Source organism: Streptomyces sp. NPDC058086, assembly GCF_042885015.1.
Classification (GTDB): Bacteria; Actinomycetota; Actinomycetes; order Streptomycetales; family Streptomycetaceae; genus Streptomyces.
Window position 1 is genome coordinate 13,574 of sequence record NZ_JBHVST010000044.1, and the last position, 15,564, is coordinate 29,137.

The 15,564-nt window shown below is 68.4% G+C and carries 8 protein-coding genes and 8 pseudogenes; 11 read left to right on the forward strand and 5 right to left on the reverse strand.

Annotation, left to right across the window (positions count from 1 at the left end; all coding sequences use genetic code 11):
- The first annotated feature begins 408 nt into the window (after positions 1 to 408).
- Entirely contained in the window at positions 409 to 1,212 is an 804-nt protein-coding gene (locus tag ACFVWD_RS29665; RefSeq protein WP_389600473.1) for a HEAT repeat domain-containing protein, read from the forward strand.
- A gap of 158 nt (positions 1,213 to 1,370) precedes the next feature.
- Positions 1,371 to 2,081 (forward strand): annotated as a pseudogene (locus tag ACFVWD_RS29670) (transposase); the annotation flags it as partial.
- An 11-nt stretch (positions 2,082 to 2,092) separates the two neighbouring features.
- On the opposite strand, the pseudogene ACFVWD_RS29675 reads toward ACFVWD_RS29670, so the two are convergent.
- A pseudogene (locus tag ACFVWD_RS29675) lies at positions 2,093 to 2,448 on the reverse strand (transposase family protein); the annotation flags it as partial.
- A gap of 91 nt (positions 2,449 to 2,539) precedes the next feature.
- On the opposite strand from ACFVWD_RS29675, the gene ACFVWD_RS29680 reads away from it, so the two are divergent.
- Entirely contained in the window at positions 2,540 to 3,250 is a 711-nt protein-coding gene (locus ACFVWD_RS29680) for a hypothetical protein (protein ID WP_389600474.1), read from the forward strand.
- Positions 3,251 to 3,820: 570 nt separating this feature from the next.
- Here ACFVWD_RS29680 and lexA read toward each other — a convergent pair.
- Positions 3,821 to 4,216, reverse strand: a pseudogene (gene lexA, locus ACFVWD_RS29685) (transcriptional repressor LexA); the annotation flags it as partial.
- An 87-nt stretch (positions 4,217 to 4,303) separates the two neighbouring features.
- Between lexA and ACFVWD_RS29690 the strand changes: the two are divergent.
- Positions 4,304 to 4,495, forward strand: a pseudogene (locus tag ACFVWD_RS29690) (ATP cone domain-containing protein); the annotation flags it as partial.
- A 141-nt stretch (positions 4,496 to 4,636) separates the two neighbouring features.
- On the opposite strand, the gene ACFVWD_RS29695 reads toward ACFVWD_RS29690, so the two are convergent.
- Positions 4,637 to 4,909 (reverse strand): hypothetical protein, encoded by a 273-nt coding sequence (locus ACFVWD_RS29695; protein WP_389600476.1) that lies wholly within the window; start codon positions 4,907 to 4,909, stop codon positions 4,637 to 4,639.
- A gap of 679 nt (positions 4,910 to 5,588) precedes the next feature.
- Here ACFVWD_RS29695 and ACFVWD_RS29700 point away from each other — a divergent pair.
- The 6 genes and pseudogenes from ACFVWD_RS29700 (at position 5,589) to ACFVWD_RS29725 (ending at position 13,107) form a co-directional block, all read left to right on the forward strand.
- Positions 5,589 to 6,568, forward strand: a pseudogene (locus ACFVWD_RS29700) (IS5 family transposase).
- Between the two features lie 378 nt (positions 6,569 to 6,946).
- A pseudogene (locus tag ACFVWD_RS29705) lies at positions 6,947 to 8,441 on the forward strand (metallophosphoesterase family protein).
- 678 nt (positions 8,442 to 9,119) lie between these two features.
- The gene (locus tag ACFVWD_RS29710; protein WP_389600478.1) at positions 9,120 to 9,983 is read left to right on the forward strand and encodes an oxaloacetate decarboxylase; all 864 of its coding nucleotides are present in this window, start codon (positions 9,120 to 9,122) and stop codon (positions 9,981 to 9,983) included.
- Positions 9,980 to 10,252, forward strand: a complete 273-nt coding sequence (locus tag ACFVWD_RS29715) for a hypothetical protein (protein ID WP_389600479.1) — start codon at positions 9,980 to 9,982, stop codon at positions 10,250 to 10,252. The genes ACFVWD_RS29710 and ACFVWD_RS29715 overlap by 4 nt, the downstream gene beginning before the upstream one ends.
- Positions 10,253 to 11,455: 1,203 nt before the next feature.
- Positions 11,456 to 11,794: a DUF6234 family protein gene (locus tag ACFVWD_RS29720; RefSeq protein WP_389600481.1), complete on the forward strand. Its 339-nt coding sequence runs from the start codon at positions 11,456 to 11,458 to the stop codon at positions 11,792 to 11,794.
- Positions 11,795 to 12,672: 878 nt separating this feature from the next.
- Entirely contained in the window at positions 12,673 to 13,107 is a 435-nt protein-coding gene (locus ACFVWD_RS29725) for a VOC family protein (protein ID WP_389600482.1), read from the forward strand.
- A gap of 76 nt (positions 13,108 to 13,183) precedes the next feature.
- Here the strand turns inward: ACFVWD_RS29725 and ACFVWD_RS29730 are convergent.
- Positions 13,184 to 13,563, reverse strand: a pseudogene (locus ACFVWD_RS29730) (transposase); the annotation flags it as partial.
- Between the two features lie 243 nt (positions 13,564 to 13,806).
- Here ACFVWD_RS29730 and ACFVWD_RS29735 point away from each other — a divergent pair.
- Positions 13,807 to 14,429: pseudogene (locus tag ACFVWD_RS29735) on the forward strand (IS5 family transposase); the annotation flags it as partial.
- A 99-nt stretch (positions 14,430 to 14,528) separates the two neighbouring features.
- Here the strand turns inward: ACFVWD_RS29735 and ACFVWD_RS29740 are convergent.
- Positions 14,529 to 15,452 carry an SDR family NAD(P)-dependent oxidoreductase gene (locus ACFVWD_RS29740; RefSeq protein ID WP_389600484.1) on the reverse strand — a complete coding sequence of 308 codons (924 nt, stop codon included), beginning with the start codon at positions 15,450 to 15,452 and terminating at the stop codon, positions 14,529 to 14,531.
- Between the last annotated feature and the right edge of the window lie 112 nt (positions 15,453 to 15,564).

The window sequence follows — 15,564 nt, forward strand, 5'->3', positions numbered from 1 at the left end:
CGGATCGCGTCGTATCGTCCCTGATCCGGTCGGGTACGGCATCGGCAACCGGCTCTTGCGGGAGGGGACTTCGGGAGGGGGAAGGCCGGCCGGACCAAGCGGGAGCGCGGCAGGGACCAGAACGGCCCGAGGATCTGGCATGGGATGCCGCGTTGTCGATGACGCCGGGCAAACAGGCGTACCGGCCGCCGTGGCCCTGGGTGGCCGGGGAGGCTGCCGCCTGGCAGATACGGCAGATCGGGAAACCGCTGCGGCAGGCGGAGGCCCTCGTCATCTCGCCGGCGCACGCCGCGGTCATGTCCGCGGCCGCCACACTCGAGCGCCGACGTCAGCACTTTGGACCGCGACCGGGACATCGTTCCATGGCCGCAGGAATCCCGTGAACTCGATCGCCTAGCATGCCAAGACATGGCGATGTTCGTGCACTTGACATCAGCGGCCAACGCGCCGCGCATCCGGCGGTCCGGGATCCGCGCGGCCAGTTACGGGCAGGGAGACGTGCGCGGAGTGTACTGCTTCCCGGTGTTGCCGTCGTACACCCTCACCCACCAGTGGCTGCGCGAACTGGCGCGTTTCGGCAGCCGGGGAGGGCTTGTGGCCGTCCACATACGGCTGGACGACGCTCAACACGTGCTGGTCGGAAGCTATTCGGACCGTGCACGGGACGCCCAGGCCACCGTCACCGCGGCCGAGGCGGTGCGGCGGATCTCGGCACTGGAAGACCCACGAGGGTGGGAGGTGTTCGTACCCCGGGCGATCCAGCCGCGTGAGGTACACCGGATCCGTGCCGCGCCACAGGTGGTGGGCTGGCGATACCAGCCGGACGCGCACGGGACCCGCCCCTGCACCTGCTTCGGGTGCCGCGTACGAGGCGGGTACGGGGCGCGGCGCCTGCGCGAGCGGTTGCCGCATCCGCTGGACGGCCCGCCGCCACCGGCCAGGGTGCTGCTCGCCAGGATTGCGGCGACTGGTGAGCCCGGTGACCCGGCCGTGCTGCGGGAGTCGCTGCACTGGTTCGGGATGCGCCGGCGGGGACCGCTCGCCCAGTTGACCCGCCTCTGCATCCACCCCGACCCCGAGGTACGGGAGGAGCTGGTGTGGGCAGTCGCCCGTTGGTCCACCCCGGGGGTCACGGAGCTGCTGGACAACCTCGCCGACGACCCGCACCCGGATGTCCGGGAGGCAGTGGAGGCGGTCCGTGACTCGCAGTGACCACTACCCCGGGAGTCGATCAACCAGACGAGTGAGTCCTTGGACGGCCCCGCAGTTCGATGGTTACCCGTCGCTGCTCCGGCCTCGGCTCCGCTGGCGGAGCTCGATCCGGTTGCCGTCCGGATCGAATGCCGTAAGGCGAACGCCGAAGGGATAGTGCGTTGGAACGGGCCCTGGAACTGACCAACATCGGTCCGCTGCTCCCGCTCAGCGGCTACCAGACACCCTCCGCACTGCGCAGGGCCGGTCGCAAGCGACTGGAGTTGTGGCTGGCCCATCGGGACGTCCGCAACGCTGAAACCCTGGCTGCCGCCGCAGTTGAGGCCGCTCAGCGGCACCACACACAGCTTCCGGGCGAGAGCGCGATCGCTCAGGTAGTCCACGACCTGGCGTTGGAGGTGATCAGACTCCACGAGAAGATCCATGCGCTGGACAAGCTCATTGCGGACCGGTTTCGGGAGCACGAACTCGCCGCAGTGATCTCCAGCATGCCAGGCATAGGTCCATTGCTGGGCGCCGAGTTGCCGGCCGCCACCGGCGGCAGTCTCAGCCGTTTCACCAGTGCCGACCACCTCGCGGCCTTCGCCGGCGTTGCCCCAGTGCCGCGCGACTCCGGCAACGTCAGCGGCAACCTTCACCGGTCCCGCCGTTACCACCGAGGTCTCCGGCGCGTCTTCTGCACCTCCGCGCAGATCAGCATCCGCAGCTGCCCGGAGTCCCAACACTTCTACGAGCGCAAGCGGGCCGAGAAGAAACAGCACAAGCAGGCCGTGCTCGCCCTGGCTGGACGACGTGTCAACGTCCTGTTCGCCATGATCCGTGACGGACAGTGTTACCACGCCCCAATTCCCGTCACCGCTGCGGCTTGACAACAACATGAGGAGGTGGAGCAACGGTAATTCTTGGACTGCTCGGCGATCGTATGGTCGCGGGTGGGCACCAGGGTGCCGTTCACGATGAGCACGGTGTCCTTCACGAACCGGCGTCTGGGCTGGAGCGCGAGGAGAGGGCAAGGTGGTCGATGACCCGGTCGGCCGAGGACTTCGAGATGCCGAAGGGCGGTGCAATCCGGCGCATCGTCAAGTTCGTGCGCCTGCAAGCCGTGACGAGCAGCACCCGGTCCTCCAGTGCCAGGCTTCACGGCCGGTCGCGATGGGCCACGTCTGCCCCTTCACGGCGCAGCATGGTTACCAGCTTCCCGAAACTGCGCGGGCTCAGCCCTGTGAACGGGGCCATCCAGGACGGCTGTGACGCCGTGATCACACCAGCCGTTCCAAGACCATCTCACCCGTGACCAGACGTCAGGGAACAGCCCTAAGCTGAGCGGATGGTCGAACGCGATGTAAGGAAGATGCGGGCAGTGTTGCCTGCCCACACGATCGAGGTCGGGGCCGAGCCACTGGACCGGCCGACGCGAAACTCAGTGGGCGGCTGGCCTTTCCTCGACGACGCCCAGGAATGGCCCGAGTGCTTTTGCGGCGAGCGGATGGCTCTGTTCTTCCAACTCGACATACCCCTGGACCTTCAACACTTCGGCGGAGACCACCTGCTGGTCTTCCACTGCCGTGCGCACAACGACGCATCCGAACCCGAGATGGCTGACGGCCGGCTCGTGCCCCGGTACTGGGACGCTCCGCAGCTGCCCTACCCGCGTCCGTTCTGGCGCGTGCTGCTCCAGCGCCGTGCAACTCGGTCAGTCGCGCAGGCGGAGCCATCCCTGTGCGCACTGCCGCTGATGCTGCAGCCCCTCGTGGACACCCCCAACCCGGGCGGGCTCGGAGCCCAGGCGTTCAAGGTCGGCGGCACGCCGTCCTGGGCCCAGGATCCCGAGTACTACACGTGCGCGTGCGGCGCCGATTTGGTGTGCATCTGCCAGGTGCCGGAAGGCATGGAATTCGCCGTGCACCCCGGCCAACCAGAGCAGCCGTACAGCGTCGGTGCCGACACCTACAACCTGTTCTTGGCCAACGAGGTCTACCTGCTGGCGTGCCCGGACCACTGCGATCCGGCGGCGGTCTGGCCGGTGAACCAGAACTGACCCCTCGGTACCACCGACTTCAGCAATCCCGTCGACGCCGTTAGCCACCACAACGAACAGGTCAGCCAACTGGCCGTAGATCACTTACGGGACAGCCCTTGGCAAGAGTGCCCGTTTTCCCTTTTCCTGCTTCGCGGTTACGGGGCTGGGACGAGGGGGCCATCGCTGGGTTGATGCGGTCGATCCCGCCCAACTCGCCTGTTCGCTGGCTTGGTTACAGGGTGGTGGTCCGCTGGGCTCGGCAGGCAAGGACGCCCGGGGCCGCTGTCACACCTGCCCGCTGGGGTCGCGATCATGAGTGACGGAATCGAGTGGATAGACGACGAGCTGGGCCATGAAGGCTTCTCCCTCATGATGGTGAAGGGGATCAGCCACGAGGAACTGGCGGTCTACCTGGGGGCGCAGCCCGGCACCATCATGGACCCGGACACCGCCCACAGCAGAAAGAAGAGAAGTGGGTGGGGGTGGGGCAGACCGGCCGGGTCGCAGGCGAGGGGATCGAACGCCCCGGGTGTCCTCACGCGCGACGCCGGGCAGACAAGCTGCCCGGCCGAACTCCCCCACCGCGGCGGCGTCGCAGACGATCTTCAGGACGAACAGCTCGCCGTCACCGACCAGCTGCCGGGGGAGGGGGAAGACGTCCTCCACCGACTCCTCGGCCAGGATCGGGTCACCGGCCGCGATACGGCCGACGAGCGGGACGTACGACGCGGCCGGCTTGTCCGCCGTGTCGGTGGGCTGTGCCGAGGACTGGTCGGAGCTCCGGACCTCGTACGCCCGCGGCCGGTGCGGATCGCGGCGCAGGAAGCCCTTGCCCTCCAGTGTCATCAGCTGGTGGGCGACCGACGAGGGGCTGGAGAGGCCGACCGCCTGTCCGATCTCCCGCATCGACGGCGGGTAGCCGCGCCGCTGCACGGAGTTCCGGATGACCTCGATCACCCGATGACAGTACTCGTGAAGCCCGATGACAGTACTCGTGAAGGAGGGTTGGAGCCATGCACTGCCCCTTCTGCAGGCACCCTGACAGCCGTGTCGTCGACAGCCGTACGACCGATGACGGCCGGCACGTCGATCCGCAGGCGCCGCCAGTGCCCCGACTGCTCCCGTCGTTTCACGACGGTGGAGACGTGCTCGCTGATGGTGGTCAAGCGGTCCGGCGCCACCGAACCCTTCAGTCGTACCAAGGTCATCAACGGCGTGCGCAAGGCGTGCCAGGGCGGCCGGTCACCGAGGACGCGCTCGCCCAGCTCGGCCAGCTCAATTGAGACCACGACCTCTTCGTCCCGAGAAGGTCAGGACAAGATCCCAACCTGCCCTGGCCGTGTTCATTCAGGTCAGGTCAGGTCATTGGTACGAGATGGCCTGCATATGGGGACGAGGGGAGTACTAGAGCACGATGATCAGGAAGCCTCCGCGGTTGAAGAAGAACCCGTGGTCGTCGAAGCGGTGGTCGAAGCGGAACCCGTTGTGGTCGAAGCGGTGATCGAAGCAGCCTCCGCCCCAGTCACCGCGGTCGCCGCACGAGTTGGTGGTCACATGAGTGTGCACGGCAGGGGCCGCTGCTGCGGCCGTGCCTGCTGCTCCGATCGCAGCACCGCTGGCCATCAGAATGCCGACCGCGGACACTGCGGCGAGATGCCTGGCGCGTTGTGCTCGCATGATGGATGCACCTTTCTTCCATCGTCTCGCGCGACTCTCAGCGGCACGAGATGGACAGCCACAGCCGCAAGGGAGGAGCGGCGCGGTCGCAGGCGTCGCCCGTTACCTACGAGGAGCACGTCTTGCAGCCAAGATCCCCGCTGGACGGGAACCAGCCGGCTGGGGCGTACCCCCAGGTTGAGGCTCTCCATATCAGTACGCTGGCGGCGCTCTTTTGGATTGCGCTTCGGCGGGAAATCCGTGGCATTGTGGCAGCCGTCTTCTCTCGGAGCCTTCACCCGTGGCGGGGGTGCCGTCGACCAGGCCGCACACCGGAGCCTCAGTCCCATGCCGTTGATCGTCCCTGGGCACCACGTTGCCCAGGTCATGAGTCAAGGCGCAGACCGTATCGCCGAGGCCATCGGGAAGCGTGCCGACGACTGACCCTGCGCCGGAGGCTGGCCTGCGAGGCGACCTCTTCGTCCCCAACGCGATCAGAGGATCCGTGACCTCGCCTCTGCGCTGACGAGCTGCGGGTACGTCTCCGGGGCAGTCCGTTGTCGTTCGGGATGTTATTGGAGCGGTCACTCCAGAGGACTACTCCACATACCCCGCCCCATGGCCTGCTGAACGAGCCCTCACCACGTAGGGCATCGTCCAAGACCGTTTCCTGCATGGTCAGTTGGCTGTTGTGCTGTGTGTGGGGAGTGGGCGGTGGGGCTGGATTGTTCCGGATGGCCTGTGGGAGATCGCGCGGCCGTTGCTGCCGTCGGCGCGGGTGCGTCCGCAGGGCGGCGAGGTGGCGAACATCGATGATGAGGCGGTCTTCGCCGCGGTCGTGTACGTGCTGGTCAGTGGACGTGCCTGGCGGGCCTTGCCGCCGTGTTTTGGTGCGTCGAAGTCGACGGTGCACCGTCGCTTCCTGATCTGGTCGCGGGCCGGCGTGTGGGGCCGGCTGCACCAGGAGGTACTGCAGCTGCTGGCTGGTCGAGGCCTCGTTGACCTGTCTCGGGCAGTCCTCGACTCGGCCCACGTCCGAGCGAAAGGGGGGGCGAACTTGCAGGTCCGTCACCCGTGGACACGGGCAAACCAGGTTCCAAGATGCACGTCCTGTCGGACGCGAACGGACTGCCTCTACGCGTAGGCCTCTCCGCCGCCAACACCCATGACAGGCACGGGCTGAAGCCGATGGTGGCCCATCTCCACGTATGACACGAATCCCACAACGACGATTCCAAGCCTCAGCGGTAGCACGCCGACAAAGCCTACGACCTTCGTGACCTGCGACGATGGCTCCACGGCAAACGGATCGGCGTATGCATCGGCCTCACGGACCGGCTCGCCCACCACCCGCTGCTGCTGTCCGGGGGACAGCAGCAGCGGGTCGCCTGCGCCCGAGCCCTGGCCGGCCGACCCGAGATCATCTTCGCGGACGAGCCGACGGGCAATCTGGACACCCACGCGGCGGCCGAAGTCCTCTCCCTGCTGGCGCAGATGGTCCGACAGATGGGGCAGACGATCGTGATGGTCACACACGGCCCGGCAGCCGCGGCGTACTCGGATCGCGTGGTCTTCCTCGCGGACGGTCACATCGTCGACGAACTCCGCCAACCCAGCACGGACCAAGTGCTGCAACGCATGAAGCGGTTCGACAGCCAGGGCAGAACCCATGGCGGCTGACCCCACCGACATCATCGAGTGCCGAGCGTGAGCCTTGGGAAATGCGGAACGTGAACAGCGGGGAGGAGAGGTGAGGAGAGGTGCGGACGGCTGGACAGCAGTGTCGCCGAAGCGCTGCGTCTCTCCGCACCGATGCGGCTCCAGCGGTCCCCGGCGCCGTCGGCATGGACCGTGGCGCGGTTCCGCCGACCGCCCTGCCCCGCTGGTCAGGGTCGCGGCCACGGCGGGAAGCCGGACAGGAGCGAGACCGCCGAGCACGTCCACGGCCCGCTGCACATGTACGAACTCGACGTCCACGCCCCCTGGAACACGAAGAGACGACAGCGTCGCGACACACCCTCTCCCCACCCGCTCCTAGATCGTTGCTACGGTTCACCGGTGTCTGACTCTTCACGCGATACCGCCGAAGGCGCCGGCTGGGGCACCCTGGAACACGGCGAGTACAAGCACCTCATGCCGCACCGGGTCGAGAAGCTCTCATGGCTCAACCCGAAGACCCTGTGGGCCGCACGCAACGGCGTACTGGCTTCCTGGTTCGGGGATCCCACGGGCCACACCCGCAGCCGCTGGGTGGCACAGCGGACGGCCGCCGGAGCCCCCGCCACCAAGGTGATCCGGCGCGACGACCCGGACCGGTTCTCCTTCATGGTCATCGGAGACACCGGCGAAGGGGACGATCCCCAATACGCCGTCGTCCCCGGCTTCCTGAAGGCCAGTCAGGGAACGAAATTCGCCGTCATCGCCAGCGACGTGATCTACCCCGTCGGCAGGACGGACGACTACGGCACGAAGTTCTTCCGCCCGTACCAGGACTACCCGGCACCCATATACGCGATACCTGGCAACCACGACTGGTACGAAGACCTCGGCGGCTTCATGCGCGTCTTCTGCGACGACGCCCCGCCGCTCGCCCCACAGCCCGCGCCGCGCCCCCTCTCACGGGCCTGGCTGCGGTCGCTGCTGTGGCACCGGCCGCCCGCGTCCGACGGACAACGCCTCACCGAGGCACGGATGTTGCGCTCCACACCAGCCCAACAGGCCGTCCAGCCGGGCCCGTACTGGGCCATCGACGCCGGGCCGGTGCGGATCATAGGCATCGACACGGGACTGCTGGGAACCATCGACGCCGAGCAGGGCGCATGGCTGCGCGAGGCGTCCAAGGGACCTCTCCCCAAGATCCTCGTCACCGGCTCGCCCCTGTACGTGGACGGCGAACACCACCCTTGCCCCATCGAAGGCGGCGGCACTGTCGACGACCTCGTCCGCGACCCGGACCACCGCTACCTCGCGGCCATAGGCGGCGACATCCACAACTACCAGCGCTACCCGGTGCGGGTGGACGGCCGCACCATCCAGTACGGGCGGCGGCGGAGCGTTCATGCACGCCACCCACACCATCCCCCGTGTCTCCGTCGCGGACGTCACCGAGCAGGAGTTCCGCTGCTACCCGCTGCGCGGCGACTCCCTCGCCTTCTACAGCAGGCTCTACGGACGCCGGCTGCGCCTGCGCCGCCTGTTCACCCTCACCGAGGCCGAGGCGACGGCCGTCGTCGCCGAGCGCCTCGGTATCCCGCCGACCCGCACCCAGGGCCCGCCCGCCCGCGTCACCTGGCGCACCCGTCTGATCGCGAACCTGCTGGGCGCGGGCGGCCGGCCCGAGCGCACCTCGCGCTTCCGCCTGCCCGTGCGGAAGATCTACACCCAACTCTTCTCGCCGAGCTCGGCGACCTACAGCCCGCCGTTCTTCAAGTGCTTCCTGCGCCTGGACGTCACCCCGGAGGCGGTCCGGCTGCGCTGCTTCGCGGCCACCGGGAACCGCGCGCAGGAAATCGACCCGCCGGTCGAGGACGAAGTCATCATTCCGCTGACCTGAACACCCGGGGAATCGGACGCTGTCCCGCACGGCAGCCGGTCCGGTTCCTGCGCCGCCGTGTGATCCGGGACGCTGGGACTGCGCTAGTATTGATCTTGAGCAAGCCGCCCGAGCTTCCGGCGGTGAGCCTCGCGTTGGTGGTCCAAGGAAAGATGTCCCGCTTCCTGCGGGGAGATGCAGGTGCAAGGCCTGCCCGGCGCTCCACACGGCCCCGCCTCCGGTATCCCGGAGGCGGGGCTGCTTTTTTGACTGCCGGGGACCGCAGACCGCAGACCGCAGACCGCAGACCGCAGAGCCGCCAGGAGACCTCCCGAGCGGCCGGACGACGGTGCCGCCGACGAGCCGCCGTACTCCGGTGTCGGCACGGGGCGCCCCCCGCCGGTCTGGTCCCGGGAACAGAGCACCGGCCGGTCTTGTGCACCGCCCTCGACCACGCCCCGGCCACCTGCGCGGATCCCGGCTTCCCCACCCGTCTGAGGGCCGGGATCAACCGGGCGGCCCGGACGGAGGACGAGTGACGTTTCTCCGGTGAACCGCTTGCGCCATTGAAGTGAGTAAAGCCCGCCCAAGGAGAGAGTCCATGATCGATATAGGGATCCTCTTGTCTTGGCAAAGGGCAGTCGTGTTGCGGCGGCCCTCTCCGTGCGACGTGTTCAACCCCACGAGAGGAACCGGACGTTGACCTACGGGAAGAAGCTGAGGGAGCAGATCGCCGGGCCGGAGACCACTCCGCTGATCGGCGTGTATGACATGTACTCGGCGTCGATCGCGGCCGAGCACTACGACGGGATGTTCGTCTCCGGCTTCGGCTTCGCGGCCTCCTACTACGGACTGCCGGACATCGGCTTCATCGCCTGGCCGGACATGGTGGCGTTCGTCCAGCGGCTGCGGGGCGCCTTCCCGCGGCACCACCTGCTGGTGGACATCGACGACGGATACGTCGACCCCGAAGTCGCCTGCCATGTCGTCGAGGGACTGGAGCGGATCGGGGCGTCGGGAGTGATCCTGGAGGACCAGAAGCGCCCGCGCCGGTGCGGGCACGCCGACGGCAAGCAGGTGCTGCCGCTGTCCGAGTACCTCGCCAAGCTGGAGATGGTGCTGGCGACCCGGCAGGACCTGGTGGTGGTGGCCCGTACGGACGCCACCGACGAGAACGACATCCTGCACCGGGCCGAGAAACTCGCCGCGACCGACGCGGACGTGGTCCTGGTCGACGGAGTACGCAGCGTGGAATGGATCCGACGGATCCGCAAAGTGGTCGGCGACAAGCCCCTGCTGTTCAACCAGATCGCGGGCGGCAAGTCACCCCGGCTCTCGCTGACCGAACTGTTCGAACTCGGCGTGGACGTCGCCATCTACAGCACACCCTGTCTGTTCGCGGCCCACCAGGCCATGCACTCCGCGCTCGCCGACCTCAAAACGGCGGACGGTCGGCTCCCTGTGGTGAACACGGCGGACGGCGTCGGCGTCAAGACCGCCACCCAACTGCTGGAGCGCAACATCGCCCGACTGCGGCCGGAACCCCAGGGCGTGAGCGCGTGACGCCGGCACGCGTCCCGCCACTGCGACTGCGCACGGCCGCCGTGCTGGCGGCGGCGGCCCTGCTGGGCGCCGCGGCCACACCGGCGGCCGCGGGCGACAGCCTGATCACCGTCCTCGACAACTCGCACGCCGACTCGATCCTCGAGGTGGACCGGACCGCGAACATCCAGCAGGGCAGCGGAACGGCCGGCAGCGACCACGAGGGCAGCGCCGTCGACATGATCGAGGCCCTGGTCGCGGCGCACCAGCACGAGGAGGACCACGACTGACCCGCCGAGCGGCCGACGACGGGACGCCGAGTTCCTCCCGCCGGACCAGCGACACGTCAACGGCCCGCAGAACCAGGGCCTGATGGAGTCGGCCGGGCGGGAGGACCGGGCGGAGCTGTCGGCTCTGGAGAGGCAGCCCATGCGATGGGCGGCCGCTTCACGCCGTACGGTCACGACACTCTTACCCACGGCTGCTCCCGCCTCAGCCCCCGCCCCGCCCCGCCCGCCGGCCGGGGGCTGGCGGAGGAGGCCCGTTCGGCGCCGTGTGATCGCAGGATCACGCGGTGTCGGCCGCATCTGACGCAGAAACAGATGGCGTCCATGGCACACGAGTTGCGACTGCGCCGGATGACCCGCTCCGCCGCGGAGGCCGACCGCTTCACCCCGCGAGTACGGCGTCGTGCACAGCCCGGCTCGGGCCTGGGACGAGAGACCTCCGGCCGCCGACGGCGGCCGGAGCGGCCACGCAGGAAACCGGGGGTGGGGACCGGGGGAGGGGGTGGGGCGGCGGGGCGAGCCGGCCAGGACAGCGCACGCGAGCTGTTCTTCGGGCGGCGCACCCCGCCTCGCACCGCGGTGCGACGGAAGCCAAACGTGCGGCGAACAGAATTCGGCGTTCAGCTACCTGCCGCCACCCGGCCACAGCCGCTCAGGACTGTGCCTTGCGAACCCGACGTTCCTCATCTGGAGGGCACATGAGCACAGCAGGGCACCAGAACCGGCTGGACAGACGCGCACTGCTGCAGGCCGCGGTCGCCATACCCGCCGTCGGCGTGGTGCGACCGTATTCGAGGCGACCCCGGCACACGGCGGCCCGGCAGCCCACAGCGGCGGCCGGTCCCACTTCGACACCGACAGCCCACGCCTCGCGTTGGCCGTCCGGCCCGACGCAATACCCGCCCTGGTCACCCGGGACTTCCTGACACCCTTCGAGTGAGCGGCGCACTTCCGCACGTGTGACGGCGCGGGGACCTGAGCGAGCGGCTGCGCACCCGGCGCCCGCGGGTTCACCGCGGCGTCGGACGGGCCTGCCTGGCCGGCGTCGCGATCGGCCGGCTCGCGGCGTTCGTGATGCCGATGTTCAGCCGACCCGTGCTCGTGGGCGCCATGGGCTGGGTTTGAGTACGGGTACTCATGACACCGCGTGTCAACCGGGGCGACTGTCGCTGGGTGAGCGCAGATACCAAACGTACTGGCCGGGGCGTGGCCGCGGCCTTGGCTGCTGTCGAGTTGGCAGCCCTTGCCCTGGTCTGGCTGTCCTGGGCTTCGTCCTACTGGTCGTGGGACCCGCAGAACTACGGCGCCCCGCCGGGTCCCTACCTGCAGAAGGCCGCGTTCGTGCCGGCAGCCGCCCTGGTCGCCGCTGTCGTGGCGGGAGTCCGCTGGGTACGTGCGGTCGCCATCACTCAGCTCGTGATGTCCATCGCCATCTGCGGGATCATGATCGGCGCGAAGGGTGCTGGTGAACGCGTCTACGAGTCCTCCTATCGGGACGCCTGTCACGCGGGCGTGATCTGTGACGCCCCTTTGCCCGCTCGATGAGCTGCTGCGGAACGCGGCATCACCCCGGCTGGCCGGTCAGCGTTCGGTGGCGAACGCTCAAGGTTCATTGACACGGGACAACTACCGTTGACGACTCACCGCACCGTCAGCCCCGCAGCTCATGAACTCGGACTGGAGTTGGGCTGACCGGCTGTGTCCGGCAACGACCACCAGTGGACCCGCAGCGGGCTCAGCCCGCGCCAGACGGTTCGCTGCCGAGTGACAGGGCATCGAGGACGTTTCGGCGTGGAGGTCTCTGTGATCGTTCCCGCCTTCGATGCTCTGGCCTTCATCGACTTCGTGAACCTCACCGATGGTCTGGAACACCCGCGGCCGGAGGATTTCCCTGCGGTCGGGCGCTCGACTTCATGCCCTGGGGGGAACTGAGGTTGGCAGCCATCACATCTCAAGGCCCGCGCCGACGAACCTAAAGGGTTGTCCCGCAACTGATCTTTGGCATGAGGGTGGTTGGTCGGGATTGGACCGTGGGTCTCACCAGTGGGCTACGCCGTCGGGGATGCGTCGTTCTCTCGGGCTGTCCGGTTTGATCACCTGATGCCCAAGGTGGCCAAGGGCCTGGCGGGGTTGCGGGCGTGCGCGGCTCGGGGTGGGTGCGGTTCCGGTCCTCACTCGGGAGGAGTCGTCTCCGTAGGTGCGCGCCCGAGTCGACATGCTGCCGTCGGGAAACGCGGCGAGGGCCGTGGCCGTGGCCGTGGCCGCGGTCTGGTCCGGAACGGCGAGCGACCCCTTGGAGGCATCGACGTCGGTTCACCCTCTGCGACGGCACGACTGAGCAGCGGCCAGCAGGGGCCGTCCTCCCGACAACATGCGGATCCACACCGGTGATTGAGCAAGAGACCCCCTGTTATGGTGCGCCGATGTCATCGATAAAGCAGTTCCAAGTCACCTTTGACTGCGCAGAACCTGAGCGCGTCGCTCGTTTCTGGTGCGAGGTGTTGGGGTACGTCGTATCGCCGGTGCCGAAGGGGTTTGACACGTGGGACGACTACCATCGCTCGCTGCCGCCTGAGCATCAGGTGCAATGGTTCTCCTGCATTGATCCCTCAGGTGTGGGCCCGCGGCTGCTCTTCCAACGCGTTCCCGAAGGCAAGGTCGTCAAGAATCGGGTGCATCTCTGCGTGCGGGCCGGCACCGGGCTCGTGGGTGAGGAGCGCCTCGCCACACTCCAGGCCGAGTGCGCACGACTGGTCGAGCTCGGCGCGGTACACGTGCGAACGCTGCTTGCCGATGGCACCAACGAGTCGTGCATCGTGATGCAGGACATCGAGGGCAGCGAGTTCTGCCTCGACTGAGCATCCTCCGAGCCGACGAGGTGGGGAGTCGTCTTCCTTGGGCCTCTCTTGAAAGTGGTCTCGTGTGGGGCGGGAGTTATACCGTGAGGGCAAGGTTGTGCAGTCGGGCGATGCCGAGCATCGCGGTGTGAATGCCGTCGCCCTTCAGACGGCAGTCGCGAAGGATCTTCCAGGTCTTCATCCGCGCGAAGACGTGCTCGACGCGGGCGCGGACCTTGCGGTGGGAGGTGTTGTGCTCCTCCTTCCATGCAGGCAGTTCGGTCTGGCCGCGTTCGCGGCGGTGCGGGATGAGCAGGCCGGTGCCCCGGTAGCCGCCGTCCGCGATGACCGTGGGCACCGGTAGTTCTTCGACTGTTCGGCAACCGTGTGATCCCGCGTGGGGACCAGGGTGCCGTCGACGATCAGCATGGCGTCCTTGCGAAACCGCTTGCGGGGCTGTCCTGTCGTCAAATTCCCGGCCGCCCCCGCCGCCGAGGCCAGTCGTCCGCCCGGAGGGCGGGCCTTGCGGCGTCAGGCGTGTGCTCTCGGCGTGCCGGGCACAGGCCCTCGTACTGGATGTACTTGGGTCTGTGCCCGGTGCGGCGAAGGGGGTCCCTCCCTGTTCGAGCGAAGCCGAGAACTTGGGGGCGCGTGCATGGCGTCGCGGGGCAGACGGGAATGTGACGACAGGGCCTAGGCCGTGTCTTCAAAAGATCTTGAGTGGTGGATCATGGTTGGGTGATATGTCGCCATGAACTGTCCGATGCCGAGTGGGAGTTCGTCGGACCGCTGCTGCCGGTGTCGCTGCGGGGCAGGAAGCGGCTGGACGACCGCAGGGTGCTCAACGGGATCGTGTGGCAGTTCCGCACCGGCACGGCCTGGCGGGACGTGCCGGAGCGGTACGGCCCGTGGGCCACGCTGCACACCCGCTTTCGCCGGAGGGCGCCGGACGGCACCTTCGCGCGCATGCTCCGGGCCGCCCGGGCGCACGCCGGCGCGGCTGGGGACATCGACTGGCTGGTGTCGGTCGACTCCACCGTCGTCCGCGCCCACCAGCACGCCGCCGGGGCCCGAAAAGGGGGGCCCGCAGTCCCAGCCTCGGACGCTCCGCGAGGCGGCCTGACCAGTAAAATCCACCTCGCCTGCGACAGTGTCGGCCGCCCGCTCGCCTTCACACTCACGGCCGGCGACACCAACGACCGCACCCAGTTCACCGCCGTGATGGCAGCGATACGAGTGCCCCGCACCGGCCCGGGACGGCCCCGCACACGGCCCGCCCATGTGCGGGGCGACAAGGGCTACAGCTCCCGGGCCTCCGCACCTGGCTGCGACGGCACGGCATCGGCCACACCATCTGATGTGGGCGTGACATTTGAAGACAACTCCTAGTGACGGCCCGAACTCCATCACCCATGTCCGCCCCTGGTCGGGCCTTCTGCCGGTCAGCGGACGATGTCGCTCCCCAGCTCCCACAGGCGCTCGGCGTTCGCCGGGTCCAGCGCATAGGGGGCCACGCCGGGGACGCCCAATTGGGTGGGCCGGGTGTGGACGCGAGGCGCTTCGTTGACGTCCTCGAAATAGCGGCCGCCGACGTCTTCGACCAGCGGGGAAGCGGCGAGGAACACGGTGGTCGCGGCGCCCTGCTCGATCGTCTTGCGGTACGGCTCGGGGGTCCGCAGGCCTCCGGTGTGCCGCTGGAGGTTGGTGGCGATCGCTCCGGGGTGCAGGGAGTTGGCCGTGATGCCGTCGCCGGACCAGCGGCGCTGAGCCTCGACGGCCAGGAGGATGGCGGCGGTCTTGGACTGGCCGTAGGCGAGGAGCGCGTCGTACGGGCGGAAGCGGAAGTCGATGTCGTCGAAGACGACGGGAGAGAAGAGATGGCCGCTGGAGGAGACCGAGACCAGGCGCGCGCCGTCGCCTTCGGCGAGGGCGCGATGCAGCCCCAAGGTCAGGGCGAAATGCCCCAGGTAGTTGGTGGCGAACTGCTGCTCGTGGCCGCCGATGCCCCGCTCGAGTTCCGGCGGCATCATGATGCCGGCGTTGTTGATCAGGATGTGCAGCGGACCCTGCCAGCGGGCGGTGAGCGCCCGCACTGATTCCAGGTCGGCCACGTCCAGGCGGGCGACGTGGATCGCGTCGTTCCCGGTGGCCTTTCGCAGGTCGGCCGCGACCTGCTCGCCGGCTTCCGGACGGCGGACGGCGAGCGTGACCTCGGCGCCGCCTGCCGCCAGAGCGCGGGCGGTCTCGACTCCGATGCCCGAGCCCGCGCCCGTGACGATCGCCCGCCTGCCCGACAGGTCGACGCCTTCGATCACCTCCGAGGCGGTGCTGTCGCGGCCGAGCGGGGTCGTGAAGAGCTGGGACATGTGATGCGTTCCTCCGGTCGTTCGAACTGCGCCTTCAGACTGCGCCGAACCCTGGGGGACGAACCAGGCCGGGTCGAGACCGGGACTGACAGGGCCACCCATGAAACCGGAA